Raw genomic sequence first — 26639 nt, 5'->3', positions numbered from 1 at the left:
TCAGCAAGATATTGTGGATAACTCGGCCCAATATCCCATATCCTGCGCAACTTCGTTGACTCGCGGGCATTCCCTTGTCCAGACTTTCAGGGAACGGGAATCATGGAAATCGGCCTTTGCGCTTCACCAAACTCAAACTCACCGGCTTCAAAAGCTTCGTCGATCCGACCGATCTGATCATCGCAGACGGGTTGACCGGTGTTGTGGGGCCCAACGGCTGCGGCAAGTCCAACCTGCTCGAGGCGCTGCGCTGGGTGATGGGCGAGAACCGTCCCAAATCGATGCGCGGCGGCGCGATGGAGGACGTGATCTTTGCCGGTGCTGCCACCCGTCCAGCGCGCAACTTCGCCGAGGTCGTCCTGACCATGGACAACTCGGAACGTCTGGCCCCGGCCGGGTTCAATGACAGCGACCAGATCGAGATCGTGCGCCGCATCACCCGCGACGTGGGCAGCGCCTACAAGGCCAACGGCAAGGACGTGCGTGCCCGCGACGTGCAGATGCTGTTCGCCGACGCCTCGACTGGCGCACATTCACCCGCGCTGGTGGGGCAGAACCGGATCGCCGAGCTGATCAACGCCAAACCCCGCGCCCGCCGCCGCATTCTGGAAGAGGCCGCCGGCATCTCGGGTCTGTACCAGCGCCGGCATGAGGCCGAACTGAAGCTCAAGGGCACCGAGGCCAACCTGACCCGCGTCGATGACGTGCTGGAACAGTTGGGCACGCAGTTGGCGCAGCTGGCGCGCCAGGCCCGTCAGGCCGCGCGGTATCGCGAAATCGGCGAGCAATTGCGCCAGGCCGAGGGCATGTTGCTGTATCGCCGCTGGAAAGAGGCCGACATGGCCCGCCAGCAGGCCGAAGAGCGTCTGCGCGACCGCACCACCGAAGCCGCGCGCGCCGAGGCCGAGGCCCGCGCCGCAAGCGCGAAACGCGCCGAGATCGAAGAAACCCTGCCGCCGCTACGCGAAGAAGAGGCCATCGCCGCCGCCGTCCTGCAGCGCCAGCAGGTGCAGCGCGATCAGCTGTCCGATCAGGAAACCCGCGCGCGCCAGACCATCGAAACCCTAACCGCCCGTATCCAGCAACTGGGCCGCGACATCGAGCGTGAAACCGGTTTGAACCGCGACGCCGGCGAGATGATCGAACGGCTGGAATGGGAGGCCCGCGAACTGGCCAAGGCCGCCGAGGGCCATGACGACAAGCTGGCCGAAGCCGCCGAAATCGCCCGCGAAGCCGCCGCGGTTCTGCAGGAGCGCGAGGATCTGCTGGCGCAGGAAACCGAGGACACCGCCCGCCTAGTCGCGCGTCACCAATCGGCGCAGCGCCTGGTCGAGGACAGCCGCAAGACGCTGGCACGCTCCGAGGCCGAAGAGGAAAAGGCCCGCGCGGCCGTTGCCGAGGCGCGCGCCGCGCTGACCCGCGCCGACGAAGCGTTCGAGGCCGCGCAAGCCGCCGAGGAAGAGGCGCGCGAGGCCGCCGAAGCCGCCGAAGAAGCGCTGGCCGCCGCCGACGAGCTGCGCGGTGAAACGCAGGCGCGCGAGGCCGAGGCCCGCGCCCAACGCTCCGAGGCTGAGGGCGAGTTGGGCGCGATCCGGGCCGAGACCACCGCGCTGGCCAAGCTGGTCGAGCGCGACACCGCCGAGGGCGGGCAGGTGCTGGACCTGCTGCGGGTCGAGCCGGGCTTTGAAAAGGCGCTGGGGGCCGCGCTGGCGGATGACCTCCGCGCCCCGCTGGTCGAGGGCGATGGCCCGTCGGGCTGGGTGCAGGTGCCGGGCTATGACGCCGATCAACCGTTGCCGGACGGGGCCGAGCCGCTGGCGCTGCACGTCTCGGGGCCGGACCGCCTCAGCCGTCGCATCGCGCAGATCGGCCTGATCGACGCGGATCAGGGTGCGCGGCTGCAACCCTTGCTGAAACCCGGCCAACGGTTGGTGTCGCGCTCGGGCGATCTGTGGCGCTGGGACGGGTTCCGCGCTTGGGCCGAGGATGCCCCCAGCGCCGCGGCGCTGCGGCTCGAGCAGCTCAACAAGCTTGAGGCGCTGAAACAGCAGCTGGCGCAGGTCGAGGCGCAGGCCGACGGCGCCCGCGCCGCGCATGAGGCTCTGTCGCGGCAACTGACCGAGGTGACCGAGGCCGACCGCCGCGCCCGCGAGGCCCGCCGCGCCGCCGACCAACGCATGGCCGAGGCCGCCCGCGCGCTCAGCCGGGCTGAGGCCGACCGCAACCTGGCGCAGGGCAAGCTGGAGAACCTGACGCTTGCGGTCGACCGTCACAAGCAGGATGCGATGGCGGCCCGCGCCCAGCTGCGCGAGGCTGAGGCCGCGGTGGCCGAGTTGGGCGATCTGGACACCGCCCGCGCCCGGGTCGAGGACATCAAGCAGACGGTCGAGGCCGCGCGGATCACCATGCTGACGCATCGCTCGACCCATGACGAGCTGCGCCGCGAGGGCGAGGCCCGCACCCGCCGCACGCAGGAGGTGGCCAAGGACCTGAGCGGCTGGAAACACCGTCTGGAAACCGCCGAGAAGCGCATCGCCGAGCTGGCCGAGCGCAAAGCCAGTTCCGAGGAAGAGCTGACCGAGGCGATGGCCGCGCCCGCCGAGATCGCCGAGGCGCGCGAAGAGCTGAACGAGATGATCGAGGCCGCCGAGGCCCGCCGCGCCGAGGCCGCCGACAAGCTAGCCCAGGCCGAAGCGCTGCAACGCGAGGCCGTGCTGGCCGAGCGCGGGGCCGAGCGCAAGGCCTCGGAGGCGCGCGAAGCCCGCGCCGCGGCCGAGGCGCGGTTCGAGGCGGCTAAGGAAAGTGTTGCCGCTGCTGCTGAGCGCATCGCCGAGGATCAGCAACTGACCCCGAACCAGCTGTTGAACCAGCTGGACGTGAACCCCGATGACATGCCCGCCGCCGATGCCCTGGAAGCTGAGGTGAACCGCCACAAGCGCCAGCGCGACGCGATGGGTGCGGTGAACCTGCGCGCCGAGGAGGACGCCAAGGAGGTTCAGGAGGAGTTCGACACGCTCAACAGCGAGAAATCCGATCTGGAAGAGGCGATCAAGGCGCTGCGCAGCGGCATCGCCAGCCTCAACCGTGAGGGCCGCGAGCGCCTGCTGACCGCTTTCGAACAGGTCAATGCGAACTTCGCCATGCTGTTCAAGCATCTGTTCGGCGGTGGCGAGGCCAACCTGGTGATGGTCGAGAGCGACGACCCGCTGGATGCGGGGCTCGAGATCATGTGCCAGCCGCCGGGCAAGAAGCTGTCGACCCTCAGTCTGTTGTCGGGCGGGGAGCAAACCCTGACTGCCACCGCGCTGATCTTCGGCGTGTTCCTGGCCAACCCCGCGCCGATCTGCGTGCTGGACGAGGTTGATGCGCCGCTGGACGATGCCAACGTGACCCGGTTCTGCGATCTGCTGGACGAGATGTGCCGCCAGACCGACACGCGGTTCCTGATCATCACCCACCACGCGGTGACCATGGCGCGGATGGACCGTCTGTTCGGCGTGACCATGCAGGAACAGGGCGTCAGCCAACTGGTCTCGGTCGATCTGAAGAAGGCCGAGCAGATGGTCGCCTGACCGCTCACTGCAACGTTATTCCGCGATCGGGCCGGGCCGGGCTAGGCTGGCTGCATGAAACACGTGTTGCTGATCGCCGCGGCCTGCGCCGCCTCGCCGCTCTGGGCTGCCGAATGGGCTGTACGCCCCGGTGATATCCCCCTGAGCCCCGCTGAACTGAACGCGCTGGCCGGGCGAACGCTGACTTTCTATGACGACGGGCAGTCGAAATACTCGGCCGGTGGGGCCTATTCCTATACTTATTCGACGGTCAATGGCGGCGGAACGGCCTTCGGAACCTACAGCATCGCCGCTGATGGCAGCATCTGTGTGCAGTACCGCAACGGGTTCGACCGCTGCGATCTGTACGTGCGCAACAATGGCCGGTTGATCCTGATCACCGAAAAAGGTGAACGTTACCCGGTGCGACCCGAGTGATCGGGGCCTCTCCTTCACCCGCCGTGCCCAACCAGGAATCGACCGATGACCCGACCCGCTCCGACCCTGCACATGCTTTGCGGCAAGATCGCCGCGGGAAAATCGACGCTTGCCGCCCAGCTCGTGAGGCAGCCCGGCACGGTTCTGATTTCCGAGGACGCCTGGCTGAAGCCGCTTTTTGCCGATCAGATGGTGACAGGTGCCGATTATCTGCGCTGTTCCACGCGTCTGCGCGCGGCGATGGGTCCGCATGTCACGACTCTGCTTGAGGCGGGCATGTCGGTTGTTCTGGATTTCCCGGCCAACACGGTCGAAACCCGTGCTTGGATGCGCGAAATTCTGGATCAGACCGATGCCGCGCATCAGATGCATGTGCTGACCACGCCCGACGCCGTTTGTCTGGCCCGACTGCAAGCACGAAACGCAGCGGGCGACCACGCCTTTGCCGCGACCGAAGAACAGTTCCGCCGGTTTTCCAGGCATTACGCCGAACCGACGCCTGAGGAGGGATTAACGCTGGTGTTCCACGACCCAACGGATTGAGCGGCTAGAGCCGGTTCAGCAAGTCAACCGTCGGCCATGCGTCCGCAGGCAGTCCCAGCCGGGCCTGTTCAGCCTGTACTGCAGCGCGCGTTCCGGCCCCCAAGATGCCGTCGATCTTGCCCACGTCGTGGCCGCGCGCCTGCAGTTTCGCCTGCAGCTGTTTCATCTGGGCACCGGTCAGGCCTGGATCGGGGTTGCCCGCAGAATAGACTTGTGCGCCTTCGAGACGCGTTCCGAAATAGGCAGCGGTCAGGACATAGACAAAGCTTTGGTTCCACTCGAAATAGACATCGAAATTCGGATAGGCCAGAAAGGCTGGCCCCTTGCGCCCCTGCGGCAGGATCAGCGAAGCCGGCAGGTTGGCCAATGTCCCGCTGCGCGCCTGCACGCCCATCGCCTGCCAGTCTGACACCGGGCGCGGTTTGCCCGGCCCGCTCAGCGACCAGTCCATCTGTGCGGGCACGGTGACCTCCTGCAGCCAGGGCTGACCGGGCTGCCAGCCCAGATGAGACAGCATCTTGCCACCCGACATCAGCGCATCGGGGGGCGAGGTTTTCAGCCGCACATGCCCGTCGCCATCACCGTCCACGCCGTTTTCCAGAATGTCGCGGGGCAGCATCTGCACCATGCCGATCTCGCCCGCCCATGCGCCCGTGGTGCGGTTCGGGTCGAAATCGCCGTTCCGGAACAGCTCGATCGCGGCGAAGATCTGCGGCCGGAACAGCTCGGGGCGGCGGCAATCATGGGCCAGCGTCACTAACGCATTGCGGGTGTTGAAATCGCCCTGGAACGCGCCGTAATCCGTCTCGAACGCCCAGAAGGCCAACAGGACCCCGCGCGACACGCCGTATTCGGCCTCGATCCGGTCGAACACGGCGTCGTATTTCTGTGCCATCGCCTGGCCGCGCCTGATCCGATCCTGCGAGATCAGGCGACGCGAGAATTCGATGAACGGTTTCTGGAATACGCCCTGCGCGCGGTCGGCCTTCAGCACCTTGGGGTCCTGCTGCACACCGTTGAAGAACGCATCGACCGTGGCCGTGTCGAACCCCTGCTGTGCCGCTTCGGTCTTCAGTCCGCGAACGAAGGCGTTGAAGCCGCCGCCGCATTGGGCAAGGGCCGGGGCGGCGAACAGGCAAGCGGCCACAAGGCCCGAGACAAAGCGCATGACGAAAACCATCCTCAGAAAACCGTGTTCAGAACAACCCACACCGTCAGCCCGGCCAACGCAAGCCCCCAAACCTGCCAAAGGATCCCGCATGCGCGGAAAACCTCCGTTGCGCCGATCGTGCGCCGGGCCTCGCCGTTGACCCAGGCCAGATCGCGCATCTGCCCATCATAGCTGCGCGGCCCGGCCAGTGCCACGTCCAGCGCGTGGGCCATGGCGGCCTCGGGCCAGCCGGCATTGGGCGAAATGTGGCGCTGCGCGTCCGCGAAGATGGCCCGCCATTGGCGCCACTGTCCCGACAGGGCCACGATCATCAGGCAAGTCAGCCGCGCCGGGATCAGGTTCAGCAGATCGTCCAGCCGGGCGGCGGCCCAGCCGAAGTCTCGGTACGTGTCATTGCGGTAGCCGATCATGCTGTCGGCGGTGTTCACCGCCTTGTAGACCAGCAGCCCCGGCAGGCCGCCCAGCAGGAACCAGAAAGCCGGGGCGATCACCCCGTCGCTGAGGTTCTCGGCGGCGCTCTCGATGGCCGAGCGCGCCACCTGTGCCTCGGTCATCTGCGAGGTGTCGCGCGACACGATCATCGCCACCGCCGCGCGTCCCTCGGGCAGGGACCGCCGCAGCGCGACGCCCACGGCGCGGACATGCGCCACCAGAGAGTTCTGTGCCAACAGGATCGCGCAGACCACGACCTCGACCGCCCAGCCAAGCCACGCAAGCGCGGCACCGACCACCCAGCCGCCCAGGACCAGCAGAATGGCGACGAGCACGCCCTTGGCCCGTCGATGCGTGCCGTGGTTCAGGCGGCGGTCCAGCCAGCCGATGGCGTTGCCCATCAGCACCGCCGGGTGGCGCAGACGCGACCACAGCCAGTCGGGCTCGCCCAATGCGGCGTCCAGCAGCATCGCCAGGGTCAGCGTCAGGGCGGTGCTCACAGCGCCGCCTCGAGGCGTGCCCAGCCATGCTCGGGCGGTAGGCCCAGCCGCAGGAACCGGTCGGAATAGGGGAAGATGCGGCTCCAGATATGGGCCTGTGCCAGCCGGTCCTGCCAGGCGGCGGCATCGTCCACGTCATACAGGCGGAACAGCGTGGTTCCGCCGACCAAATGCGCGCCCTTGCCGGTCATCAGCGTATCCAGCCGTTCCGTATCACGGGCCAGTCGGGCGCGTGTGGCCTCGGCCCAGGCCGTGTCATTCAGGGCCTGCGCGCCGATGCGCAAGGCCGGCCCGGACACCGCCCAGGGGCCGGTCAGATCGTTCAGTCGCGCGATCAGGTCGGGATGCCCGATGGCAAAGCCCAGCCGCAGACCTGCAAGTCCCCAGAACTTGCCAAAGCTTTTCAGAACGATCACGCCGGAGCGCTCGGACAGGCGGATCAATGATGCTTGGGGCGTCACGTCGCAAAAGCTTTCGTCGATCACGGTCAGCGGCGCATCGGCGTCCTCGGCCTGCCAGATCCGGCCGTCGGGATTGTTGGGATGCACGATCACCCGCGCCTGCGTCGGGCCGCCGGGCTGCACCGTCCAGCCCTGCGCGGCAAAGGCGGCGGCATGTTCGTTGTAGGTGGGCGTGGTGATCTGGACCGCACCAACGGGGGCCAGCGCCGGGATCCGCGCGATCAGGGCCGAAGCGCCCGGCGCGGGAAGAATCGCCGCGCCGTCCGGCACACCCCAGAACCGGCGGGCCGCATCGCTCAGCCGGGCAAAGGCCCCGTGGTCGGGCAGGGCGGTCCAGTCTTCGGACGTGAGGTCCGCCACCGGGTAGGGGTGCGGGTTGATCCCGGTCGACAGGTCGATCCATTCCGCTCGCGCGCCGCGGTGGCGGGCAATGGCGTCGTCCAACCCACCGCCGTGGTCACGCTTGCCGCGTGGGTTCAAGTCGTCAGTGCGGTCAGTCATGCCGGAATCGTCCAAAACGCCGAATTTACCCCGCTTCAAGCGGATTTACGCCGTTTTTACAAGCAAATCCGGTTCATAGAGGAGGGCTGGAGCGACCGTTAACCCTTTGTTAACGAAATAACGTGATCACAGCTTATGGGGGTCGGCACCACTCACCTTATCAAGTGCCGAGGTTGTTGCAAATGAAAGTTCTGATTGTTGAGAGTAACCCCGACCTGGGTCGGGTCTGGCAGCGGCACCTGGAACGGCAGGGGGCTGAGGTTTCTCTGGTCGAAAGCCAGGAGGCAGCGATCCTTGCACTTTACGGCACGCCCTTCGACATCATAATCCTGGACTTGGTTCTGGATTCAGGCAGCGCGTTGGCGGTCGCGGATTTCGCCAGCTATCGCCGCCCGGATGCCCGGGTGATCTTCGTCACCAACACAACGTTCTTTTCCGACGGATCGATCTTTGCGCACAGCCCCAACGCCTGCGCCTATGTCCAGAGCGGAACGCCGCCCGAGGATCTGGCGGCGATGGTCGAACACTACGCCGCGGGGCGTTGATCGCGTCCGTGCGGCTCCCAATAGTCCAGGGTGGGGTTGATCGGGATGATCCGGTGCGGATTGATGCTGTCGTGACTGTAGTGATAGTGCCGCACGATATGGTGCATGTTTACCGTGCCCGCCACGCCCGGCCATTGATACAGTTCGCGCGTGTAGGCCCACAGGTTGGGATAGTCGATCAGCCGCCTGCGGTTGCACTTGAAATGCAGGTGATAGACCGGGTCGAACCGGATCAGGGTCGTGAATAGGCGCCAGTCGGCCTCGGTCAGGCGATCCCCCATCAGGTATCGGTGCGTGGACAGCCGATCTTCCAGCCAATCCAGCGTGTCGAACAGGGGGTGCACGGCCGCGTCATAGGCCTCCTGCGAGGTGGCAAAGCCGGATTTGTAGACGCCGTTGTTCACGTTTGAGTAGACCCTCGCATTGACCTCTTCGATCGCGTCGCGCATCTCGGCGGGCCAGTAGTCGTCGGTGTTGCCAGTGATTTGGTCGAAGGCCGAATTGAACATGCGGATGATTTCCGAGCTTTCATTCGACACGATGGTCTCTTGCACCTTGTCCCACAGGATCGGCACCGTCACCCGGCCCGAGTAGTTCGGGTCGGCGCGTGTGTAGACCTGATAGGCATAGTCCAGCCCATACAAAGCATCGCCGGTGGCGCCGTGATCGTCGGTCTGGAAAGTCCATCCGCGGTCCAGCATGTCCGGATGAACCACCGATACGGTGATCAGGTCCTGAAGTTCCTTGAGTTGGCGGAAGATCAACGTCCGGTGCGCCCATGGACAGGCCAGGCTGACATACAGGTGATATCGCCCGGCTTCAGCCTTGAAACCATCCTTGCCCGAGGGACCCGCACTGCCATCGGTCGTTATCCAGTTTCGAAACTGGGCAGCCGAACGTTTGAACGCTCCGCCGGTGGATTTCGTGTCATACCAGGTGTCGTGCCAGGTGCCGTCGACCAACAGGCCCATCTTGGATCCTCCGTTTCCGTCTCCGGACAAAGCTTAGTGCGACAGCGCCGCAGTTCACATCGCCGAAGGCGCGCAGCATCTCTGCGCAGTCGCACAGTGCCACCCGGGATGTCTGTGCAACAAATCGCCCACAGATCCGCGTCAACGGTCGGGCTTCACTGGATTTTTACGAAGATACCCCCACAATAGATGGCATAGCTTGGGGGGAATTTTGATGAGTACTTATGTTTCCAAGGAAATTAGCGCCGAATTGGATGCGGCCCGAATCGCATCGCTCAAGAAGTCCAGCCGTCTGCGGGTGGAAATGGGCGACAATACCTACAGAATCCTCAAATTGTGGAAGGATGGTTTCGCCGTCGAGGCCGAGACAACACCGCGTCTACGTGGACTGGTCGATATTTTTGACGGCGCCAACCACCTGTATCAATGCCTGATCGTCGCTGACGAGGAAGACGGCGGCCAGATGCGATATGAGTTCAAGCGCAGCACCGTCGCGGCGGACAAGGCGCCACTGGATTTCTATCGCGCGCCGGATGCCCCAATCGCCCTTCTCGGCAAAGACGACTAGGGCAGACCGTTCGCGCGGCCTTATTGAAGGTCGGAAAAAGCAAGTTTCAAACGGGCGCACGCGTCCTCGACCCGCGCCCGCTGAGTGGCGAGATTGAACCGTTCGAAGGTCTCGCCTCCCGTTCCAAACCCCGGACCGGATGACGTTGCGATCCGCGCATCATCGCGCAGACGGCGCACGAATTCGGCGTGGTCCATTCCGGTGCCCGAGAAATCGACCCAGGCCAAGTAGGTCGCCTGCAGGGGCATCGACCACAGGCCGGGGATCTCGGAAATCGCGGCATCGAACAGCGCGCGATTGCCGTTCAGGTGGTCGATCTGGGCATCCACCCATTCGGCGCCCTCGGGTGAGTAGGCTGCGGTGATCATCGCCACGCCCAATGCGCTGGGGTCGTAGTCCAGCGTGTTCAGCCGGTGGCGCATTTGCGCCCGCAGCTTGTCGTCGGGAATGATCATGTTGCCCGTGCGCTGGCCGGCGATGTTGAAGGTCTTGGACGGTGCGGTCAGCGTCACCGTCCAGGGCCGTGCATCCGGCGCGGCAACGTCCATCGGCACGAATGTATGCCCGGGATAGACCAGATCGTGATGCACTTCGTCCGAGATCAGGATCAACCCATTGCGTTCGGCAAAAGCCGCCACCGCGCGCAGCTCGTCCGGTGTCCAGACCCGCCCGGACGGGTTCTGTGGTGAGCACCACAGCAACAGCTTTTCCGACCCGTCCAGCCGCGACTGAGCGTCATCCAGGTCGATCTCATAGGTGTCGCCGGCCCGCACAAGCGGGCATTCCACCACCCGGCGGCCGGTCTTGTTCACCTTGTGCGCAAACTCGTGATAGACCGGCGTGAAGATCACAACCCCGTCACCCGGTTCGCTCCACACATCGAGGCTCAGCGCGATGGCGTTGCCCAGACCCTGTGTGGTCAGAACCCAATCGGTGTCGATCGCCCAGTCGTGGCGGTTCTGCATCCACCACTGCACCGCCTGCAGATAGGCCGGGTGCTGCCAGGAATAGCCGAACACCCCGTGATCCGCCGCGCGGCGCACCGCCTCAATCACGCAGGGCGCGGTGGCATAGTCGGAATCGGCGGTCCACATGGCGAGCCCGTCCTCGGGCGAGACACCATAGAGTTTCTCCATCTTGTCCCATTTCGAGCTGAAGGTGCCCCGGCGGTCGATCAGGTCGTTGAAAGTCATGTCTGCTCCATTCGTTGGCCCGAAAGCTATCGGGAAATTCGCCCGGCGCAAGGGGGGCGTTGCGGCCACGCGCGCGATGACCTAAATCAGCCCCATGAAACGCAACATCCTGATCCATCCTGATCCCCGCCTGAAAAAGGTCTGTGCGCCCGTGGACGACCTGTCAGACGAGCTGCGCACGCTGGCCGACGACATGCTGGAAACCATGTATGACGCGCCGGGCATCGGGCTGGCCGCGCCCCAGATCGGCGTGCTGGAACGGCTGATCGTGCTGGATTGCGTCAAAGAGGAAGGCGCCACCCCCCGCCCGTTGGTGATGTTCAACCCCGAGATCATCTCGGCCTCGGACGAAACCAGCGTCTACGAGGAAGGCTGCCTGTCGATCCCCGATCAGTTCGCCGAGGTCACCCGCCCGGCCGAGGTCGAGGTCGTCTGGATGGACCAGAACGGCAAGGCGCAGCGCGAAACCTTCGACGGGCTCTGGGCCACTTGTGTGCAGCACGAGATCGACCACCTGAACGGCAAGCTGTTCATCGACTATCTCAAGCCGCTGAAACGCCAGATGATCACGCGCAAGATGGTCAAGCTCAAGCGCGAGCTTGCCCGCGCATGACCGTCCGTCCCTGCCTGCCATGGCCCGACAAGCGCCTGCGCACCAAGGCCGAGCCGGTGACCGAGATCACCGATGAGATCCGCGCCATCTGGGACGACATGATCGACACGATGGAGGCGATGCCCGGCGTCGGCCTGGCCGCGCCCCAGATCGGAGTGATGCTGCGGCTGGCGGTCGTGGACGGCTCGGCTGAGCGCGGCCGCGCGGTGCGCCTGGCCAACCCCGAAATCCTGCACAGCTCGATCGAGCTGCGCGAGCATGACGAGGCCAGCCCGAACCTGCCGGGCGTGTCGGCCAAGATCAAACGTCCGCGTGCGGTGACGGTCAGATTCCTCAATGAAAAAGGCGAGATCGACCGACGCGATTTCGTCGGCATCGAAGCCACCAGCGTACAGCACCAGATCGACCATCTGAACGGCCGGATGTATTTTGACCGTCTCAGCAAGGTCAAACGCGACATGCTGCTGCGCAAGGCGAAAAAGGCGGGGTAGGGCGGCATGCGCGTCATCTTCATGGGAACGCCTGAGTTTTCGGTGCCGGTGCTGGACGCGCTGGTGCAGGCCGGGCATGAGATCGCCGCCGTCTATTGCCAGCCGCCGCGTCCTGCCGGTCGCGGCAAGAAGGACCGGCCCACGCCGGTGCAAGCCCGCGCCGAGGAGCTGGGCCTGCCGGTGCGCCATCCCACCTCGCTGAAATCGCCCGAGGAACAGGCCGCCTTTGCTGCGCTGAAGGCCGATGTGGCCGTGGTCGTGGCCTATGGGCTGATCCTGCCGCAGCCGATCCTGGACGCGCCCCGGCATGGCTGCCTGAACATCCACGCCAGCCTGCTGCCGCGCTGGCGCGGGGCCGCGCCGATCCACCGGGCGATCATGGCGGGCGATGCCGAGACCGGCGTCTGTATCATGCAGATGGAGGCCGGTCTGGACACTGGCCCCGTCCTGCTGCGTCAGGCCACCCCGATCGGAGCCGAGGAAACCACCGCCCAGCTTCATGACCGCCTGTCGGCGATGGGCGCCGATCTGATCGTGCAGGCTCTGGACCGCCTGCCGGACCTGTCCCCCGAACCGCAGCCCGAGGTCGGCGTGACCTATGCCGCCAAGATCGACAAGGCCGAGGCCCGCGTGGACTGGTCGCGCCCCGCCGTCGAGGTCGATCGCCAGATCCGCGGCCTGTCGCCATTTCCCGGCGCCTGGAGTCAGATCGAGGGCGAGCGCGTCAAGCTGCTCGCCTCGCGCCTGTCGGACGGGCAGGGCGTGCCGGGCGAGGTGCTGGACGACGCGCTGCGCGTGGCCTGCGGCACCGGCGCGGTCGAGCTGCTGCGCTTGCAACGGGCGGGCAAGGCGGCGCAGGATAGGGAAACCTTCCTGCGGGGCTGGCCGATCCCGGCCGGAACCCGCCTCGGCTCGGAGACGTCCTGATGTTCATGGTGATGATGGGTACCGTCGTGATTGCCGGCATCGTCGGCTATCTGTCCGAGGTGACGGGATTTACCCACAACGGGTATCTGCAATCCATCATCATCTGCGTGGGCGGGGCGTTCCTGTTCTATTTCATCCGCATCATGTTCGGCATCAGCTTTGGACCGCCTGGGCTGGATGCGGTGATCTCGTCGGTGGGGGCCTTGATCATCGTGCCCACGCACTGGAGGAAATGAGATGCCCGTCCTTGCCCTGATCGTCATCGGCGCCGCAGCCGGATTTCTGGCCACCCGCCTGATGCGGATCGAGGCGGACATCCCCACCACCCTGCTGATCGGCATCGCCGGGGCCGTCGTGGGCGGGCTGATCATGCGCGCCTTGCTGACGGTCATGGGCTGGATGCCCGGATTCGTCGGCGCGGTGCTGGGCGCGCTGCTGCTGATCTGGATCTGGAAGACCTATTTCCGGCGTTGATGCGGCAGGTCGAAGCCGCGCTAGACAGTGCTTTGGCAATCAACTAGGCATCGGCAATGAAAAACTATTTCTTGCCACAAGCTTATAACAACGCATGGGCCAACCACCGAATTCTGGAGGCTTGCGCGCAATTGCCCCCCGAGGAACTGGCGAAGCACCGTACTGGTTTCTTCCCGTCCATCATCGAGACTCTCAATCACATTTATACGGTTGATCTTTTCTACGTCACCGCTCTGGAAGGCCGGCCAATGGGATTGGACGCCTTCGACCCGGAAACTCCCTATCCCGACTTGCCCGAGCTTTCGGCGCACCAACGCGCCATCGACCAACGTTTCGTGGATGTTTGCCGCGATGAGAAGGTTTTGGATGAAACTGCGCGCGTCAGGATTCCACGTGGGGACGTAGTGCAAGTCGAGCGGTACGACCGCACGATCCTGCACTTGCTGCAGCACCAGATTCACCATCGGGGACAAGTGCATTCGATGCTTTCGGACACGATGATCGCTCCGCCGCAACTGGATGAATTCTTCATGGAGTGGGAGGCTGACAGATCGCTGCGGGCCGAAGATTTCACATCTCTGAACCTGACCGAGGAAGAGGTCTGGCGCGGCCTCTAGCTCCGCGGCGGGCGTGCCTTGTAGACCGGCAACTGCCAGCCGAACAGCAGCGATCCGGCCCTCAGCGCCCAGCAGGACAGCGCGCACAGGCCCAGCGCCAGAAGCGTCTCCAGCCCCAGACGGGTGGCCACCACGGCCACCAGCGCACCGGTGAAAGCGCACGAGACATAAAGCTCGCCCTGTTTGAGCACCAGCGGCACCTCGTTGCAGACCACGTCGCGCATCAGCCCGCCAAGGCAGCCGGTGGTCACACCCATCAACACCACGATCACGCCCGACTGACCCAGCGCCAGCGCCGCGCCCGTTCCCGCGGCCACGGCGATCGACAGCGCGAAACTGTCCAGCCAGACCAACCAGTTGTAGCGGCTTTCGACTAGATGCGCGGTGAAGAACACGACCACCGCCGCCGCCACTGCGATCAGGATATAGTCAGGTTGGCCCACCCAGAAGACGGGGTGCCGATCCAGCAGCAGATCACGTACCGTGCCACCGCCCACCGCCGTCAGGCAGGCGATGAAGGCAAACCCCACAAGATCCAGCTGTGCCCGGCTGGCCACCAGCGCCCCGGTCAGCGCAAAGACCAGAACCGAGGCATAGTCCAGCAGGGCCAGACCGCTCATGTACGGGCCTTTTTCGGCTTGAACGGGGCCATGCCCGCGCGTGCCAGTTCGTCGGCGCGTTCGTTTTCGGGGTGGCCGGCATGGCCCTTGACCCATTCCCAGGTCACGTCATGGCGCTGTTGGGCTTCGTCCAGCCGTTGCCACAGGTCCACGTTCTTGACGGGCTTCTTGCTTGCGGTCTTCCAGCCGTTGCGCTTCCACCCGTGAATCCAGCCGGTCACCCCGTTTTTCACGTAGGCGCTATCGGTCACAATGGTAATTTTCGAGGGCCGCTCCAGTGTCTCGAGCGCGCTGATCGCGGCCAGCAGCTCCATCCGGTTGTTGGTGGTCTCGGCCTCGCCGCCGTTCAGTTCGCGCTCTTTCAGGACGGTTTCTCCATCCATCGCCCGCAGCAGCACGCCCCAGCCTCCGGGGCCGGGATTGCCGGAACAGGCACCATCGGTATAGGCAAACAGATCAGGCATGGGCCAGCACCAGAATGAAACCGTCATAAGAACCGGCCAGCCCCTTTCCCATACCGGTGGTGACACGGTCTATGACGAACCCGGCCTCGATCAACGCGGTCTCGATCTCGGGGCGCGTGAAATAGGTGTAATAGCGGTCCAGTTCGTCGCGATGCTCTCCGGTGCCCAGTTTGAGGCCCAGAAAGAACACGCCGCCCGGCTTCAGGGCCTGGTGGATGGCGGCCAGGTGTCGAGGGAATTCGGCGCGCGGGGCGTGCAGCAGGGAAAAGCTGGCATAGACCCCATCGTATTCGGCCGTTTCGGTCACGTCGTCGAACGTGCCCAGATGCGCGTCCACGCCATTTGCGCGGGCGTGTTCGACAAAGGCCGGTGTGGCGTCCAGCGCCCGAACCCGCAGCCCCTGGCGCAGAAAGAAACCGCTGTCCGAACCCGGACCCGACCCCAGATCCAGCACCAGCCCGTCGCCGACCGCCTGCGCGAATGCTGCGCGCGCCTCGATCTGTTCGGGCGGCAGCGGCACTTTCAGATAGTCGTCCACACGGGTTGTGTAGGCGTCGATGGTTCGTTTGTCGCTCACAGGAATACTCCAACGGCCAGGCAGGCCAGTACGACGGCGCTCAGCAGCAGCCGCAGTTTCATCCACCAGCGCGGGGTCAGGCCCCAGGACCAGAACAGCGCGTCCAGCACCAGCAGCCCGGCGAAGCCGATCATCAGGTTGGTGCCCGCGTCGACCGGCCCGCCGCCGGTGGTGAAGAACGCCCACAGCGCCGGCAGGACCGACAGCCCATAGCACAGCGCCGCCCGACTGCCCGATGTCTTTGTGGCAAAACCCCATAGAACGCCGGACATAAAGCTGAGGATCACCGCACCATAGAACAGCTGCACATAGGGCCCCACGAACCGGGGACCCAGCGCGCGGCTGCCCCAGTCGTTCAGGTCTCCGCTCAGGTAGGTCAGCGCGCCCCAGACAAAGGGGATCAGACCGGCCAGGCCCAGAACCAATGGTGCGCGGGGGATGCCGCTCATGCGGGCACGCGCAGAATGCGGGGCACCTTGAACTCGACATTCTCGGTGGCGGTCTCGACGGTTTCGACGGTCACGTCATAGCGGTCGCGGAAGGCGTCGATCACCTCGTTCACCAGGACCTCGGGCGCCGAAGCCCCGGCGGTGAGGGCGATGCTGGAAATCCCGTCGAGCGCGCGCCAGTCGATGTCGGAGGCCCGCTGCACCAGCTGGGCATAGGTGCAGCCCGCCTTGGACGCCACCTCGACCAGGCGGCGCGAATTCGAGGAGTTGGGCGCGCCCACCACCAGCAGCGCATCTGACTTGGGTGCGACGGTTTTCACCGCCTCCTGGCGGTTGGTGGTGGCATAGCAGATGTCTTCCTTGTGCGGGCCGACGATGGCCGGGAACCGGTCCTGCAGCGCAGCCACGATGTCGCGCGTGTCGTCCACCGACAGCGTGGTCTGGGTGACGAAGGCCAGTTTTTCAGGGTCGCGGACCTGCACCGCGGCCACATCGTCAACCGTCTCCACCAGCAGAACTTCGCCCTCGGGCAGCTGGCCCATGGTGCCGACGGTTTCAGGGTGGCCCTTGTGCCCGATCATGATCATCTGCAACCCGGCCTCGGCGTGGCGCTGGGCCTCGATATGGACCTTGGACACCAGCGGGCAGGTGGCGTCGACATAGATCATCTCGCGCGCGGCTGCGGCGGCGGGCACCGATTTGGGCACGCCGTGGGCGGAAAAGATCACCGGCCGGTCATCGGGGCATTCGTCCAGCTCTTCGACAAAGACGGCACCCTTGGCGCGCAGCCCGTCCACGACGAACTTGTTGTGCACGATCTCGTGCCGGACATAGACCGGGGCGCCCCATTTCTGCAGGGCCATTTCCACGATCTTGATCGCGCGGTCCACGCCGGCGCAAAACCCGCGCGGGGCGGCCAGATACAGGGTCAGGGGGGGCTTAGTCATGCGTCTGTCTCCTTGAAAGGGACAGGTAAGGCTTTTCCACCTGTTGGTCCAGTCAGGACAGCCTTGTCATCATGCTGACATGAAGTCCTGTTAGCCAATACCCGTTTGAGCACGGGTTCTTGATTAAAGAAGCGCGGCCAGGACAAAAAGTCCTGACCGCGCGATTGCTCCACATGTGTGAGTGGTGGATGGCGGAGTTCTTATTTTCCTGCGACGGCTACCGTACGCGGTTCATCGGACACGTCCCGCGGAGGGCGTCCGATCACGTCGCGCAGGTCGTCAAGCTCGATGAAATTGTCGGCCTGACGACGCAGCTCGTCCGAAATCATCGGCGGCTGGCTGCGGATGGTCGAGACGACCGAAACGCGCACGCCCTGACGTTGCAGGCTGGCAATCAGCGGGCGGAAATCCCCATCACCCGAAAACAGCACGATATGATCCACGCGCGGCGCAAGCTCCATGGCATCGACAGTCAGTTCGATGTCCATGTTCCCCTTGACCTTACGGCGCCCCATGCTGTCGGTGTATTCCTTGGCCGGCTTGGTCACCATGGTGAAGCCGTTGTAGTGCAGCCAATCGACAAGCGGACGGATCGGTGAGTATTCGTCGTTTTCTAGCAGCGCTGTGTAGTAGAAGGCTCTGAGAAGCTTGCCTCGACGCATGAATTCCTGGCGAAGCAACTTGTAATCGATGTCAAACCCCAGTGCTTTTGCGGCGGCGTACAGATTCGAGCCGTCGATGAACAGCGCAAGCCGTTCGTCCTTGTAAAACATTAATTTGTCCTTCCGGTATCGCTCAACGCGCGGAGGTGTCTGTGAGTGAAAAAAATAAATTCGCGCATTGATGCCTTTAAAATAGGCTATTTGACCTGTATCGCAAGTATTCTCTGAACGGAATACGGGGATAAAAGTGGTCAAATCCATGTCAAAAGTGGTCGTGGCGTTGGGGGCAAATCTCACCTTGAGAGGAAACGGGCCCAAGGTGACACTCGCGCAGGCTCTCGAGGTCATGGAGGCCAAGGGGCTGGTGATTCGGGCCAAAAGCCGGCTGTTTTCGACCCCCTGCTTCCCTGCGGGCGCCGGCCCGGACTACGTGAACGCAGCCGCTGTGATCGAGACGGAACTGGATCCGCGCGGTGTTCTGGACCTGCTGCACGAGGTCGAGGCCGAGTTCGGCCGCGCCAGGGTTCAGCGTTGGGGTATGCGCACACTTGATCTTGATCTTGTCTGCTGGGACGACCGCGTTCTGCCGGACCTGGACGGATACCGCCGCTGGTTGGATTTGCCGATGGACCAGCAGGTGCGATCCGCGCCCGAACAACTGATAGTGCCGCACCCGCGCCTGCAGGACCGGGCATTCGTGCTGGTTCCGATGGCTGATGTCGCGCCCGATTGGCGCCATCCGGTGCTGGATTTGACCGTCCGGGAAATGATCGGACAGCTGCCTGCGGACGAGGTTGCCGCCGTAACCCCTCTCTGAGCCGCCAATGCTGGGCATTTCCCGCTTGTCAAGGCAGAGAATCGCGCTTAGATAAACCCCTTCCTGACACGGATTCATTTGTGGAGAGCGCCTCATGGCCCGCGTGACGGTCGAAGACTGCGTAGACAAGGTACCGAACCGGTTCGAACTGGTGATGCTTGCCGCCCATCGTGCGCGCGAGATTTCCACTGGCGGATCGATCACCGTTGACCGCGACAACGACAAGAACCCCGTCGTGTCTCTGCGCGAGATTGCAGAAGAAACCCAGACGGCGGACGAGCTGCGTGAACGTCTGATCGAGGCCAACCAGACCCAGATCGAGGTCGACGAGCCCGAAGAAGATCAGATGGCGCTGTTGATGGGTGCAGAGTCGGACAAGCCGGCAGATGACGACATGTCCGAAGAGAAACTCCTGCGTGCCCTGATGGAGGCCCAGGGGCAGGGGTAAGCCCTGCAAGCGAAGGTGCGGACCGGATGATTTCTGTTGACGACCTGATTGCGCTGGTCCGCAACTACAACCCCAAGACAAATGCAGATCGCATCGCCCGGGCCTATGAGTTCGGACTGCAGATGCATGAAGGGCAGTTCCGGCATTCGGGCGAGCCCTATTTTTCGCATCCCGTCGCAGTCGCCGCCATTCTGACCGAGCAGCGTCTGGACGATGCCACGATCATCACCGCACTGCTGCACGACACGATCGAGGACACCAAGGCCAGCTACTCGAAGATCGCCGAGCTGTTCGGCGACGAGGTGGCGATGCTTGTGGACGGCGTCACCAAGCTGACCAACCTGCAGCTCTCCAGTCGCGAAACCAAGCAGGCGGAAAACTTCCGCAAACTGTTCATGGCCATGTCCAAGGACTTGCGGGTGATCCTGGTCAAGCTGGCCGACCGGCTGCACAACATGCGCACGATCAAGGCGATGCGCCCCGAAAAGCAGGTGCAGAAAGCGCGCGAAACGATGGACATCTACGCGCCGCTGGCCGGCCGGATGGGCATGCAGTGGATGCGCGAAGAGCTTGAGGACCTGGCGTTCCGCGTCCTCAATCCCGAAGGCCGCCAGTCGATCATCCGCCGCTTCATCACGCTGCAGCGCGAAACCGGTGACGTGATTCACCGGATCACCGGCGACATGCGGCACGAGCTTGAGAAAGCGGGGATCGAGGCCGAAGTCTTTGGTCGCGCCAAGAAACCCTATTCGATCTGGCGCAAGATGCAGGAAAAGGATCAGGGCTTCTCTCGCTTGTCCGACATCTATGGCTTCCGCATCATCACCCAGACCGAAGAAGACTGCTATCGCACCCTTGGGGCCATCCACCAGCGCTGGCGCGCGGTGCCGGGACGGTTCAAGGACTATATCAGCCAGCCGAAATCGAACGGCTACCGGTCGATCCATACGACGGTCTCGGGCCGTGACGGCAAGCGGGTCGAGGTGCAGATCCGTACCCGTCAGATGCATGACGTCGCCGAGACCGGTGTTGCCGCGCACTGGTCCTATCGTGACGGTGTGCGGACGGAAAACCCCTTTGCGGTCGATCCGGCGAAGTGGATCGCCAACCTGACCGAGCAGTTCGATACCGAGGAAGACCACGAAGATTTCCTCGAGGCGGTCAAGCTCGAGATGTATTCGGACCAGGTCTTCTGCTTCACCCCCAAAGGCGATGTGGTGAAACTGCCGCGTGGTGCGACCCCGATCGATTTCGCCTACGCGATCCATACGCGCATCGGCCATGCCTGTGTCGGGGCCAAGGTGGACGGTATTCGCGTGCCGCTGTGGACGCGGCTCAAGAATGGCCAATCGGTCGACATCATCACCGCCGACGGCCAGACACCGCAGGTTACGTGGCTCGAGATTGCGGTGACTGGCAAGGCCCGCACCGCCATCCGCCGCGCCCTGCGCGAGGTTGACCGTGAACGGTTCATCAAACTGGGGCGCGAACTGGTCCGCGCGGGGTTCGAGCATGTCGGCCGCAAGGCGACCGACAAGGCATTGGAAACCGCCGCCAAACACCTGCGCATCAAGAACAGCGATGAGTTGCTGGCCCGCGTCGGCAGTGCCGAACTGACCGCCCATGATGTGGTGGCCGCGGTCTATCCCGACCTGACCCGCGACGAGGGCGAAGCAATCCCCTTGCGTCGCGCCGTGATCGGGCTTGAGCCGGGGCAGGGGTTTGAACGCGCGCCGTGCTGCCAGCCTTTGCCGGGCGAACGCATCGTGGGTATCACGTCTCGGGGCAAGGGCGTGGTGGTGCATTCCATCGATTGCGATCGCCTTGCCGAATTCGAGGATCAGCCGCAACGGTGGGTGAATCTTCACTGGCATACCGGCACGCATCCGGCCGCTTACGGCGCCACGTTGGAACTGACCATCGGTAATGACGCCGGCGTGCTGGGACGTATTTGCACATTGATCGGCGAGAAAAAGGCCAATATCTCGAACCTGGAATTCGTGGACCGGAAGCCCGATTTCTATCGTCTGCTGATCAGTATCGAGGTGCGGGATCTTGAACAGCTGCATTCGCTGATGCTGATGCTCGAGGCGGAAAGTGACGTGGCTGCGGTCGAACGGTACCGGGACATGACAAGCGCTGCGGTCGCAGCTGGCTGAGAAGGGGTGATCAGGAGTGGTTTTCAAGCGCCGTGATCGCCGCTCGGTACTCCAGGTCCTGTCCGAGTTGGTGTATCCTCGCGGCGGTTGGACCCGCGCCTTCCACTATGTCAAACACCGTGTCCGTCGTCTCCCGGATTCGCCCGAGCGCATTGCCCGTGGGGTCGGGGCCGGGGTGTTCGCGTCCTTCACTCCTTTCTACGGCCTTCATTTTCTGGTTGCCGCGGTCTTGGCCCGGCTGCTGAACGGCAACATCCTTGCCGCGTTGAGCGGCACGTTCTTCGGCAACCCGCTGACCTACGTTCCGATCGGCGTGGTCTGCCTGCAAACTGGGCATTTCCTGCTGGGCACCGAATACGAAGAGGGTGACACCAAGGGACTGATGGGCAAATTTGCCAGCGCGATGGGGGACCTCAAGGATAACTTCCTGGCGATGTTTTCCGATCGGGTCGCTGATTGGCACGGGCTGTCCCAATTTTATGACCACGTGTTCTTTCCCTACATGATTGGCGGCATCATTCCCGGCATCGTGGCCGGCGTGATCTGCACCTATATCAGCCTGCCGGTGATCCGAACCTATCAGATGCGGCGCCGCGCAAAGATCAAGGCGAAGTTCGAAGAAATCAAACGCTTGGCCGAAGCAAGCTCTGCCGTTCCCCGACCAAACCCGATAGGCTCGGGCGACGCGAGAAAAAAGGATTCGAAGGATGTCTGACACCCCTCTGCGCCTGGGCGTGAATATCGACCATGTCGCCACCGTGCGCAACGCCCGTGGCGGCGCCTATCCCGACCCGCTTCGCGCCGCAAAGCTTGCCGAAGAGGCCGGGGCCGACGGCATCACCGCGCACCTGCGCGAAGACAGGCGGCATATCTCGGATGCCGATATCGACGGGCTGATGGAGGTTCTGTCGGTTCCGCTGAACTTTGAAATGGCGGCTACGGATGAGATGCAGAAGATCGCTCTGTGCCACAAGCCGCACGCGGTCTGCATCGTCCCCGAAAAGCGCGAGGAACGTACCACCGAAGGTGGCCTGGAAGTCGCGCGCGAGGAAAACCGTCTGGCGCATTTCATCGCGCCCCTTCGTGACGTCGGTTGCCGGGTGTCGATCTTCATCGCCGCAGACCCCAAGCAGATCGAGGCCGCCCACCGCATCGGCGCCGAAGTGATCGAGCTGCACACTGGTGCCTATTGCGACGCCCATGCCGAGGGTCGGGTGGACGACGCGCAACGCGAACTGGAGGCGCTGCGCAAGATGTCGGCCTTTGCCCATTCGCTGGGCCTCGAAGTGCATGCCGGCCATGGCCTGTCCTATGACACGGTCCAGCCCGTTGCCGCCTTCCCCGAAGTGCGCGAGTTGAACATTGGTCATTTCCTGATCGGCGAGTCCATCTTCCGGGGTCTCACCCCAGCGATTCAGGAAATGCGCCGCCTGATGGATGAGGCGCGCCAATGATCCGCTGCCTTGAAGCCTCCTTCTTCTGGATCTCCCGATGCGCTTGAACATTCCCAGGTTTCTTGTCGTCTTCGTAATCACATCGATTGCGGTCCCGGCTGTTTTGTTTGGCGTTTCGGCGGTGTTCGGAATCGACTTGTCCAGCAGTTTCCTGCCGTTCATCCCCTTTTTGGCCGCTGCGACATTCGAAGGACACCGACAGGTTCAGACGCACAAGACCATGCCGGGCAGCGGCGACATGTGGAGCGCCGCACTATGGATGGGCATCGTCGGCATGTTGACCAACCTTGTCATGGCTGGGCTGTTCTTTCTTGTCGTTCCGGGCATGTCCGAGGGATTGGCCGGTATCCCGGTGAACTTTTTGGTGATCGGTTTCACGATCACCTTTGTCGTGGCGTTTCTCATTTCGCGGCTATTCCTGTGGGTGGGCGCCCGGTCGGCGTTCAAGGCTCTTGAACGGGCAAAGAAAGAGTCGAACTCATGATACTCGGCATCGGTACGGATCTTGCGAATATCGAGCGCATTCAGGGCACGCTCGATCGGTTCGGTGACCGGTTCCGCAACCGTGTCTTCACCGAGACCGAGCAGCGCAAGGCCGAGCGCCGGCGGGATACGGCCGGAACCTACGCCAAGCGCTGGGCCGCGAAAGAGGCGTGCTCCAAGGCGCTGGGCACGGGGCTGCGCATGGGCATCGCTTGGAAGGACATGGCTGTCACCAATCTGCGCACCGGTCAGCCCGTCATGCATGTGACCGGCTGGGCCGCGGAACGGTTGAAGGAAATGACGCCCGAAGGACACGAGGCGATCATCCACGTCACCTTGACCGACGATCATCCATGGGCGCAGGCCTTCGTGGTGATCGAAGCGCGCCCGCTTGGTGATCCCGACGCAGCGGCCTTGACACCCCCGCGACCGCGCCGCATGTAACCCCCCGAGCCGAGCAAGGACTGGAGAGCAGTATGGCCGAGCAAGCCAAATCCGGAAACGCCATCTGGGAGACGATCAAGACAATCGTCTATGCCCTGCTGATCGCGGGCGTTTTCCGCACTCTGTTCTTTCAGCCGTTCTGGATTCCGTCGGGGTCGATGAAACCCACGCTGCTGATCGGTGATTTCCTGTTCGTCAACAAGATGGCCTACGGCTATTCCTACGCGTCCTGCCCCAGCCTGATCATCCCCAGCGTCGGGCTCGATGTCGATGCCGAGGACATCTGCGGCTGGATGGGGGGCGACAATACCCGACTGCTGGGCGGCGAGCCTGAGCGTGGCGACGTCATCGTGTTCCGCCATCCGGTTTCGGGGCGCGACTACATCAAGCGCCTGATCGGCCTGCCCGGAGACAAAATTCAGATCAAGGATGGCGTGGTCTACATCAACGGCACCGAAGCCAAGCAGACCCCGGATGGCACTTTTACCGAAATCGCCGAGCCTCAAGGGCCTCAGCGCCTTCGGCCGCGCTGTGAAAATGGCCCGGTCGGCGTCGGCGGTACCTGTGAAAAGACCCGGATGATCGAAACGCTGCCGGGCGGCGTGTCGCATGAAATCCTGAATATCGGCAATCAGAGTACCGACAACACGGGTGTCTACACCGTGCCGGAAGGGCACTACTTCTTCATGGGCGACAACCGTGACAATTCCAGTGACAGCCGCGTGCCACAGGTCGCAGGCGGCGTCGGCTACGTTCCTTATGAAAACCTGATCGGTCGAGCCGACCGCATCATGTTCTCGTCCGCCGGGCGTTCGATGCTGTTCTTCTGGACCTGGCGCGGTGACCGGTTCTTCAAGGCGGTCAATTGAAGCTTTCGGCCGACATGAAGGCGTTCGAAAAACGTCTTGGACACAGGTTCTCCAACCCTGAACTACTGGTTCGGGCACTGACCCATGGTTCGGTCTCGTCTTCGACACGTCCAGACAACCAGCGGCTCGAGTTTCTGGGTGACCGTGTGCTGGGTCTTGTGATGGCCACCGCATTGCTCGAAGCGGACCAGAAGGCCACTGAAGGCCAACTGGCCCCCCGTTTCAACGCATTGGTGCGCAAGGAAACCTGTGCCGACGTTGCCCGCCAGATCGATATCGGCGCGGTTCTGAAGCTGGGTAGGTCAGAGATGCTGTCGGGCGGGCGCCGCAAGCAGGCGCTGTTGGGCGACGCGATGGAGGCAGTTATCGCCGCGGTCTATCGCGATGCCGGTTTTGAGGCCGCGCAGAAAGTGATCCTGTCGCTGTGGGGTGACCGGATCCACACGGTCGAAGCGGATGCGCGCGATGCCAAGACATCGCTTCAGGAATGGGCGCAGGCGCGCGGGCAGAAACCGCCCGCCTATGTCGAGATTTCACGAAGCGGTCCGGATCACGCCCCCGTTTTCACTATCGCGGCCCGGCTGCAGGACGGATCCGAGGCCCAAGCAACCGCCGGCTCCAAACGTCAGGCGGAACAGGCGGCCGCGCAAGCTCTGCTGGATCGTCTGACAAGCTGATCTCTTCGATCGCGGCGTTGCCTGCTCTTCATCTGTCCGGGAATGTCCGCAATGGCTGGCCACCTATCACGAACCGCGTCAGCAACCGCTAGACCTTGCGACTCAAACGACCCGCAGGAACCCGGTCAGCCCGGTCTTCTGATGTTCGATCACATGGCAGTGAAAGGCCCAGTCGCCCGGATTGTCTGCGACCAGCCCGATTTCAACGACCTCGTCCTTCAACAACAGCATGGTGTCGGTCACCAGCGGCGGCAACTCTCGCAGGTTTGATCGCAACGGCACAAAGACCAGCCCGTGCAGATGGATCGGATGCAGGTTCGGAGATTCATTGCGCAGCCTCAAGACATAGCTTTTGCCCAGTTCCAGCGTCGCCAATGGCGCGACATCCGAGGAAGCATCTCCGGACCAGGGAACCCGGTTGATGGACCAGAAATTGTATCCAAGAGACCCGCAGAACCCATTGTCCGGCAGTTCACCTTCTGGCGTCCATCCGAAGACGAATTCGTGCACCTGAGCTTTGCCGAGATCGGGCAGGGCGACCGGGTTCTTCGGCAAAGGCTTCAGTTCTCTCAGGTCTCGACTCGCGGATTGCCCGACCGATCGCAGGCTGGCCATCGTCCTCAAGGGCTGACCGAGCAGTTTGGCCACAAGATCGACCTGTGCCCCTTCGCCGTCTGGCATCGCAACGGCAAAATCCACACGCTGACCGGGGCCCAACAGCAGGGGATCGTCGGCACTCGGCATCGGTAGTTCGGCGGTGACCGGGTGACCGTCCCACGCGATGACCTGCGCGTTTCCGTCCGTCAGGTGCAACTTGTAGATCCGGGTCGTATCCGAATTGAGCAGTCGCAGCCGCACGAGGCTGCCGGCGGCGTGGTCATAGACTGGATGCTGGTGCCAGTTCGCGGTCTGCACATTGCCGAAAGTTCCGGCTCTGGCCGCGCCCCGCTGGGTGTAGGCTGGCAGAAATGCCCCCGTCTCGTCCAGGCGAAAGTCCCGCAGGTTGATCACTTGCTCGCTGTCGAACCCGACGTCTTCAGGCTCGGCGATAACCATCACTCCGGTCAGGCCGTGCGCCATCTGCTCCATCGTCATGCAGTGCGGGTGATACCAGTAGGTTCCGGCGTCTGGGGGCGTGAACTCGTAGGTGAAGCTTTCGTTCTGTCCCAGGGGCATCTGGGTCAGATAAGGCACACCATCCATATCATTGCGGATGCGCATCCCGTGCCAGTGCATCGAGGTATAGTCGGACAGAGTGTTTTTGACCGTCAGTCTCATCGCTTCACCCTGACGTCCAAAAAGGACGGGCGGAGGAGCGTCGGGGCTCAGGCTGACCATTCCTTGCGTAGGCTGGTCCCGAAACATGTAGCTGGCGCTTTGAACCACCAGTTCCTGATCGGAGCTATTGGACGCGAATGCAAGTCCACCCAAGCCTGCGGCCCCCATTGCGGCGCCGCCCGATAAAAGAAACTCCCGTCGTCTCATGCCTGATCCTCAAGATGCGGGTCTGCGGCCTGGCTGGGATCGGCTTGGCCTGTGCGCCTGTCCTGCCATTCCCGTACCGGCCCGGCAA

At 63.6% G+C, this 26639-nt stretch carries 32 protein-coding genes; 20 read left to right on the top strand and 12 right to left on the bottom strand.

Annotated features, from left to right (window positions below; all coding sequences use genetic code 11):
* Window positions 1-116 precede the first annotated feature (116 nt).
* The 3 genes from ACR0FC_RS17970 to ACR0FC_RS17960 are packed head-to-tail and all read left to right on the top strand — an operon-like array spanning window position 117 to window position 4532.
* On the top strand, window positions 117-3572 hold the full coding sequence (locus tag ACR0FC_RS17970; RefSeq protein WP_170342705.1) for a chromosome segregation SMC family protein: 3456 nt from the start codon (window positions 117-119) through the stop codon (window positions 3570-3572).
* 54 nt (window positions 3573-3626) lie between these two features.
* Window positions 3627-3989 (top strand): hypothetical protein, encoded by a 363-nt coding sequence (locus tag ACR0FC_RS17965; RefSeq protein WP_170342703.1) that lies wholly within the window; start codon window positions 3627-3629, stop codon window positions 3987-3989.
* A 45-nt stretch (window positions 3990-4034) separates the two neighbouring features.
* The gene (locus ACR0FC_RS17960) at window positions 4035-4532 is read left to right on the top strand and encodes a P-loop nucleotide/nucleoside kinase family protein (RefSeq protein ID WP_170342701.1); all 498 of its coding nucleotides are present in this window, start codon (window positions 4035-4037) and stop codon (window positions 4530-4532) included.
* Window positions 4533-4536: 4 nt separating this feature from the next.
* On the opposite strand, the gene ACR0FC_RS17955 is transcribed toward ACR0FC_RS17960, so the two are convergent.
* From ACR0FC_RS17955 to cobD, 3 genes are read right to left on the bottom strand one after another with little or no spacing between them, the layout of a single operon-like run.
* A complete protein-coding gene (locus ACR0FC_RS17955; RefSeq protein ID WP_170342699.1) occupies window positions 4537-5700 on the bottom strand; it encodes a lytic murein transglycosylase in 1164 nt (387 codons plus the stop codon).
* 14 nt (window positions 5701-5714) lie between these two features.
* Window positions 5715-6635: an adenosylcobinamide-phosphate synthase CbiB gene (gene cbiB / locus ACR0FC_RS17950; protein ID WP_170342697.1), complete on the bottom strand. Its 921-nt coding sequence runs from the start codon at window positions 6633-6635 to the stop codon at window positions 5715-5717.
* A complete protein-coding gene (gene cobD / locus ACR0FC_RS17945) occupies window positions 6632-7597 on the bottom strand; it encodes a threonine-phosphate decarboxylase CobD (protein WP_170342695.1) in 966 nt (321 codons plus the stop codon). The genes cbiB and cobD overlap by 4 nt, the downstream gene beginning before the upstream one ends.
* A 182-nt stretch (window positions 7598-7779) precedes the next feature.
* Between cobD and ACR0FC_RS17940 the strand changes: the two genes are divergently transcribed.
* Window positions 7780-8142: a response regulator transcription factor gene (locus ACR0FC_RS17940; protein ID WP_170342693.1), complete on the top strand. Its 363-nt coding sequence runs from the start codon at window positions 7780-7782 to the stop codon at window positions 8140-8142.
* Here ACR0FC_RS17940 and ACR0FC_RS17935 read toward each other — a convergent pair.
* Entirely contained in the window at window positions 8124-9113 is a 990-nt protein-coding gene (locus tag ACR0FC_RS17935; RefSeq protein ID WP_170342691.1) for a glutathione S-transferase family protein, read from the bottom strand. The two genes, ACR0FC_RS17940 and ACR0FC_RS17935, sit on opposite strands and share 19 nt — an antisense overlap.
* 214 nt (window positions 9114-9327) lie before the next feature.
* On the opposite strand from ACR0FC_RS17935, the gene ACR0FC_RS17930 reads away from it, so the two are divergent.
* Window positions 9328-9681 (top strand): hypothetical protein, encoded by a 354-nt coding sequence (locus ACR0FC_RS17930; RefSeq protein ID WP_093965240.1) that lies wholly within the window; start codon window positions 9328-9330, stop codon window positions 9679-9681.
* Between the two features lie 20 nt (window positions 9682-9701).
* On the opposite strand, the gene ACR0FC_RS17925 is transcribed toward ACR0FC_RS17930, so the two are convergent.
* A complete protein-coding gene (locus ACR0FC_RS17925) occupies window positions 9702-10874 on the bottom strand; it encodes a MalY/PatB family protein (protein ID WP_170342690.1) in 1173 nt (390 codons plus the stop codon).
* 94 nt (window positions 10875-10968) lie between these two features.
* Between ACR0FC_RS17925 and def (ACR0FC_RS17920) the strand changes: the two genes are divergently transcribed.
* From def (ACR0FC_RS17920) to ACR0FC_RS17895, 6 genes are read left to right on the top strand one after another with little or no spacing between them, the layout of a single operon-like run.
* Window positions 10969-11487, top strand: coding sequence for a peptide deformylase (def, locus tag ACR0FC_RS17920; protein WP_170342688.1), 519 nt, complete (start codon window positions 10969-10971; stop codon window positions 11485-11487).
* On the top strand, window positions 11484-11978 hold the full coding sequence (def, locus tag ACR0FC_RS17915) for a peptide deformylase (RefSeq protein WP_005981313.1): 495 nt from the start codon (window positions 11484-11486) through the stop codon (window positions 11976-11978). Before def (ACR0FC_RS17920) ends, def (ACR0FC_RS17915) begins: the two co-directional genes overlap by 4 nt.
* A gap of 6 nt (window positions 11979-11984) precedes the next feature.
* Window positions 11985-12905 (top strand): methionyl-tRNA formyltransferase, encoded by a 921-nt coding sequence (gene fmt, locus ACR0FC_RS17910; protein ID WP_170342687.1) that lies wholly within the window; start codon window positions 11985-11987, stop codon window positions 12903-12905.
* Window positions 12905-13141: a hypothetical protein gene (locus tag ACR0FC_RS17905; protein WP_005981317.1), complete on the top strand. Its 237-nt coding sequence runs from the start codon at window positions 12905-12907 to the stop codon at window positions 13139-13141. Before fmt ends, ACR0FC_RS17905 begins: the two co-directional genes overlap by 1 nt.
* Window position 13142: 1 nt before the next feature.
* Window positions 13143-13379, top strand: a complete 237-nt coding sequence (locus tag ACR0FC_RS17900; RefSeq protein WP_149776373.1) for a GlsB/YeaQ/YmgE family stress response membrane protein — start codon at window positions 13143-13145, stop codon at window positions 13377-13379.
* Between the two features lie 56 nt (window positions 13380-13435).
* Window positions 13436-13996, top strand: coding sequence for a DinB family protein (locus ACR0FC_RS17895; RefSeq protein ID WP_170342685.1), 561 nt, complete (start codon window positions 13436-13438; stop codon window positions 13994-13996).
* Here ACR0FC_RS17895 and ACR0FC_RS17890 read toward each other — a convergent pair.
* The 6 genes from ACR0FC_RS17890 to ACR0FC_RS17865 all read right to left on the bottom strand — a co-directional run bounded on the left by ACR0FC_RS17890 (window position 13993) and on the right by ACR0FC_RS17865 (window position 17826).
* Window positions 13993-14616 (bottom strand): trimeric intracellular cation channel family protein, encoded by a 624-nt coding sequence (locus tag ACR0FC_RS17890; protein ID WP_093965252.1) that lies wholly within the window; start codon window positions 14614-14616, stop codon window positions 13993-13995. The genes ACR0FC_RS17895 and ACR0FC_RS17890 overlap by 4 nt on opposite strands.
* A complete protein-coding gene (gene rnhA, locus ACR0FC_RS17885) occupies window positions 14613-15080 on the bottom strand; it encodes a ribonuclease HI (RefSeq protein WP_170342684.1) in 468 nt (155 codons plus the stop codon). Before rnhA ends, ACR0FC_RS17890 begins: the two co-directional genes overlap by 4 nt.
* Window positions 15073-15657, bottom strand: coding sequence for a class I SAM-dependent methyltransferase (locus ACR0FC_RS17880; protein ID WP_170342682.1), 585 nt, complete (start codon window positions 15655-15657; stop codon window positions 15073-15075). The genes rnhA and ACR0FC_RS17880 overlap by 8 nt, the downstream gene beginning before the upstream one ends.
* Window positions 15654-16106, bottom strand: coding sequence for a DUF3429 domain-containing protein (locus tag ACR0FC_RS17875; RefSeq protein WP_170342680.1), 453 nt, complete (start codon window positions 16104-16106; stop codon window positions 15654-15656). The genes ACR0FC_RS17880 and ACR0FC_RS17875 overlap by 4 nt, the downstream gene beginning before the upstream one ends.
* Window positions 16103-17053 carry a 4-hydroxy-3-methylbut-2-enyl diphosphate reductase gene (gene ispH, locus ACR0FC_RS17870; RefSeq protein WP_170342679.1) on the bottom strand — a complete coding sequence of 317 codons (951 nt, stop codon included), beginning with the start codon at window positions 17051-17053 and terminating at the stop codon, window positions 16103-16105. The genes ACR0FC_RS17875 and ispH overlap by 4 nt, the downstream gene beginning before the upstream one ends.
* Window positions 17054-17253: 200 nt before the next feature.
* The gene (locus ACR0FC_RS17865; protein WP_093965260.1) at window positions 17254-17826 is read right to left on the bottom strand and encodes a LabA-like NYN domain-containing protein; all 573 of its coding nucleotides are present in this window, start codon (window positions 17824-17826) and stop codon (window positions 17254-17256) included.
* Between the two features lie 136 nt (window positions 17827-17962).
* Between ACR0FC_RS17865 and folK the strand changes: the two genes are divergently transcribed.
* The 9 genes from folK (at window position 17963) to rnc (ending at window position 25066) form a co-directional block, all read left to right on the top strand.
* The gene (gene folK / locus ACR0FC_RS17860) at window positions 17963-18532 is read left to right on the top strand and encodes a 2-amino-4-hydroxy-6-hydroxymethyldihydropteridine diphosphokinase (RefSeq protein WP_409233607.1); all 570 of its coding nucleotides are present in this window, start codon (window positions 17963-17965) and stop codon (window positions 18530-18532) included.
* Between the two features lie 94 nt (window positions 18533-18626).
* Window positions 18627-18980 (top strand): DNA-directed RNA polymerase subunit omega, encoded by a 354-nt coding sequence (gene rpoZ, locus ACR0FC_RS17855; RefSeq protein WP_093965263.1) that lies wholly within the window; start codon window positions 18627-18629, stop codon window positions 18978-18980.
* A gap of 26 nt (window positions 18981-19006) precedes the next feature.
* Window positions 19007-21139, top strand: a complete 2133-nt coding sequence (locus ACR0FC_RS17850) for a RelA/SpoT family protein (protein WP_170342675.1) — start codon at window positions 19007-19009, stop codon at window positions 21137-21139.
* Window positions 21140-21155: 16 nt separating this feature from the next.
* Window positions 21156-21854, top strand: a complete 699-nt coding sequence (locus ACR0FC_RS17845; RefSeq protein WP_170342673.1) for a DUF2062 domain-containing protein — start codon at window positions 21156-21158, stop codon at window positions 21852-21854.
* Window positions 21847-22593, top strand: coding sequence for a pyridoxine 5'-phosphate synthase (locus ACR0FC_RS17840; RefSeq protein WP_170342672.1), 747 nt, complete (start codon window positions 21847-21849; stop codon window positions 22591-22593). Before ACR0FC_RS17845 ends, ACR0FC_RS17840 begins: the two co-directional genes overlap by 8 nt.
* Window positions 22594-22630: 37 nt before the next feature.
* A complete protein-coding gene (locus tag ACR0FC_RS17835; protein WP_170342659.1) occupies window positions 22631-23077 on the top strand; it encodes an ABZJ_00895 family protein in 447 nt (148 codons plus the stop codon).
* Complete coding sequence (gene acpS, locus ACR0FC_RS17830; RefSeq protein WP_093965271.1) at window positions 23074-23520, top strand: holo-ACP synthase; 447 nt, start codon at window positions 23074-23076, stop codon at window positions 23518-23520. Before ACR0FC_RS17835 ends, acpS begins: the two co-directional genes overlap by 4 nt.
* Before the next feature lie 32 nt (window positions 23521-23552).
* Window positions 23553-24389 carry a signal peptidase I gene (lepB, locus tag ACR0FC_RS17825; RefSeq protein ID WP_170342658.1) on the top strand — a complete coding sequence of 279 codons (837 nt, stop codon included), beginning with the start codon at window positions 23553-23555 and terminating at the stop codon, window positions 24387-24389.
* On the top strand, window positions 24386-25066 hold the full coding sequence (gene rnc / locus ACR0FC_RS17820; RefSeq protein ID WP_170342656.1) for a ribonuclease III: 681 nt from the start codon (window positions 24386-24388) through the stop codon (window positions 25064-25066). The genes lepB and rnc overlap by 4 nt, the downstream gene beginning before the upstream one ends.
* Window positions 25067-25168: 102 nt before the next feature.
* On the opposite strand, the gene ACR0FC_RS17815 is transcribed toward rnc, so the two are convergent.
* Window positions 25169-26551, bottom strand: a complete 1383-nt coding sequence (locus ACR0FC_RS17815) for a multicopper oxidase family protein (RefSeq protein ID WP_170342654.1) — start codon at window positions 26549-26551, stop codon at window positions 25169-25171.
* Window positions 26552-26639: the final 88 nt, after the last annotated feature.

This window comes from Ruegeria sp. BB9 (genome assembly GCF_056539345.1).
The sequence above is the reverse complement of the archived record's forward strand: the minus strand, read 5'-3'. Positions and strand labels throughout refer to the sequence as shown.

Coding starts and splice junctions, on each gene's coding strand:
- ACR0FC_RS17890 (WP_093965252.1), bottom strand. CDS start 14,616: ATGAGCGGTCTGGCCCTGCTGGACTATGCCTCGGTTCTGGTCTTTGCG.
- cobD (WP_170342695.1), bottom strand. CDS start 7,597: ATGACTGACCGCACTGACGACTTGAACCCACGCGGCAAGCGTGACCAC.
- ACR0FC_RS17835 (WP_170342659.1), top strand. CDS start 22,631: ATGCGCTTGAACATTCCCAGGTTTCTTGTCGTCTTCGTAATCACATCG.
- ACR0FC_RS17960 (WP_170342701.1), top strand. CDS start 4,035: ATGACCCGACCCGCTCCGACCCTGCACATGCTTTGCGGCAAGATCGCC.
- rpoZ (WP_093965263.1), top strand. CDS start 18,627: ATGGCCCGCGTGACGGTCGAAGACTGCGTAGACAAGGTACCGAACCGG.
- ACR0FC_RS17815 (WP_170342654.1), bottom strand. CDS start 26,551: ATGAGACGACGGGAGTTTCTTTTATCGGGCGGCGCCGCAATGGGGGCC.
- ACR0FC_RS17875 (WP_170342680.1), bottom strand. CDS start 16,106: ATGAGCGGCATCCCCCGCGCACCATTGGTTCTGGGCCTGGCCGGTCTG.
- ACR0FC_RS17965 (WP_170342703.1), top strand. CDS start 3,627: ATGAAACACGTGTTGCTGATCGCCGCGGCCTGCGCCGCCTCGCCGCTC.
- fmt (WP_170342687.1), top strand. CDS start 11,985: ATGCGCGTCATCTTCATGGGAACGCCTGAGTTTTCGGTGCCGGTGCTG.
- ACR0FC_RS17940 (WP_170342693.1), top strand. CDS start 7,780: ATGAAAGTTCTGATTGTTGAGAGTAACCCCGACCTGGGTCGGGTCTGG.
- ACR0FC_RS17900 (WP_149776373.1), top strand. CDS start 13,143: ATGCCCGTCCTTGCCCTGATCGTCATCGGCGCCGCAGCCGGATTTCTG.
- def (WP_170342688.1), top strand. CDS start 10,969: ATGAAACGCAACATCCTGATCCATCCTGATCCCCGCCTGAAAAAGGTC.
- ACR0FC_RS17935 (WP_170342691.1), bottom strand. CDS start 9,113: ATGGGCCTGTTGGTCGACGGCACCTGGCACGACACCTGGTATGACACG.
- ACR0FC_RS17925 (WP_170342690.1), bottom strand. CDS start 10,874: ATGACTTTCAACGACCTGATCGACCGCCGGGGCACCTTCAGCTCGAAA.
- ACR0FC_RS17850 (WP_170342675.1), top strand. CDS start 19,007: ATGATTTCTGTTGACGACCTGATTGCGCTGGTCCGCAACTACAACCCC.
- ACR0FC_RS17895 (WP_170342685.1), top strand. CDS start 13,436: ATGAAAAACTATTTCTTGCCACAAGCTTATAACAACGCATGGGCCAAC.
- ACR0FC_RS17930 (WP_093965240.1), top strand. CDS start 9,328: ATGAGTACTTATGTTTCCAAGGAAATTAGCGCCGAATTGGATGCGGCC.
- def (WP_005981313.1), top strand. CDS start 11,484: ATGACCGTCCGTCCCTGCCTGCCATGGCCCGACAAGCGCCTGCGCACC.
- ACR0FC_RS17865 (WP_093965260.1), bottom strand. CDS start 17,826: ATGTTTTACAAGGACGAACGGCTTGCGCTGTTCATCGACGGCTCGAAT.
- rnhA (WP_170342684.1), bottom strand. CDS start 15,080: ATGCCTGATCTGTTTGCCTATACCGATGGTGCCTGTTCCGGCAATCCC.
- acpS (WP_093965271.1), top strand. CDS start 23,074: ATGATACTCGGCATCGGTACGGATCTTGCGAATATCGAGCGCATTCAG.
- ACR0FC_RS17955 (WP_170342699.1), bottom strand. CDS start 5,700: ATGCGCTTTGTCTCGGGCCTTGTGGCCGCTTGCCTGTTCGCCGCCCCG.
- ACR0FC_RS17905 (WP_005981317.1), top strand. CDS start 12,905: ATGTTCATGGTGATGATGGGTACCGTCGTGATTGCCGGCATCGTCGGC.
- lepB (WP_170342658.1), top strand. CDS start 23,553: ATGGCCGAGCAAGCCAAATCCGGAAACGCCATCTGGGAGACGATCAAG.
- ispH (WP_170342679.1), bottom strand. CDS start 17,053: ATGACTAAGCCCCCCCTGACCCTGTATCTGGCCGCCCCGCGCGGGTTT.
- ACR0FC_RS17840 (WP_170342672.1), top strand. CDS start 21,847: ATGTCTGACACCCCTCTGCGCCTGGGCGTGAATATCGACCATGTCGCC.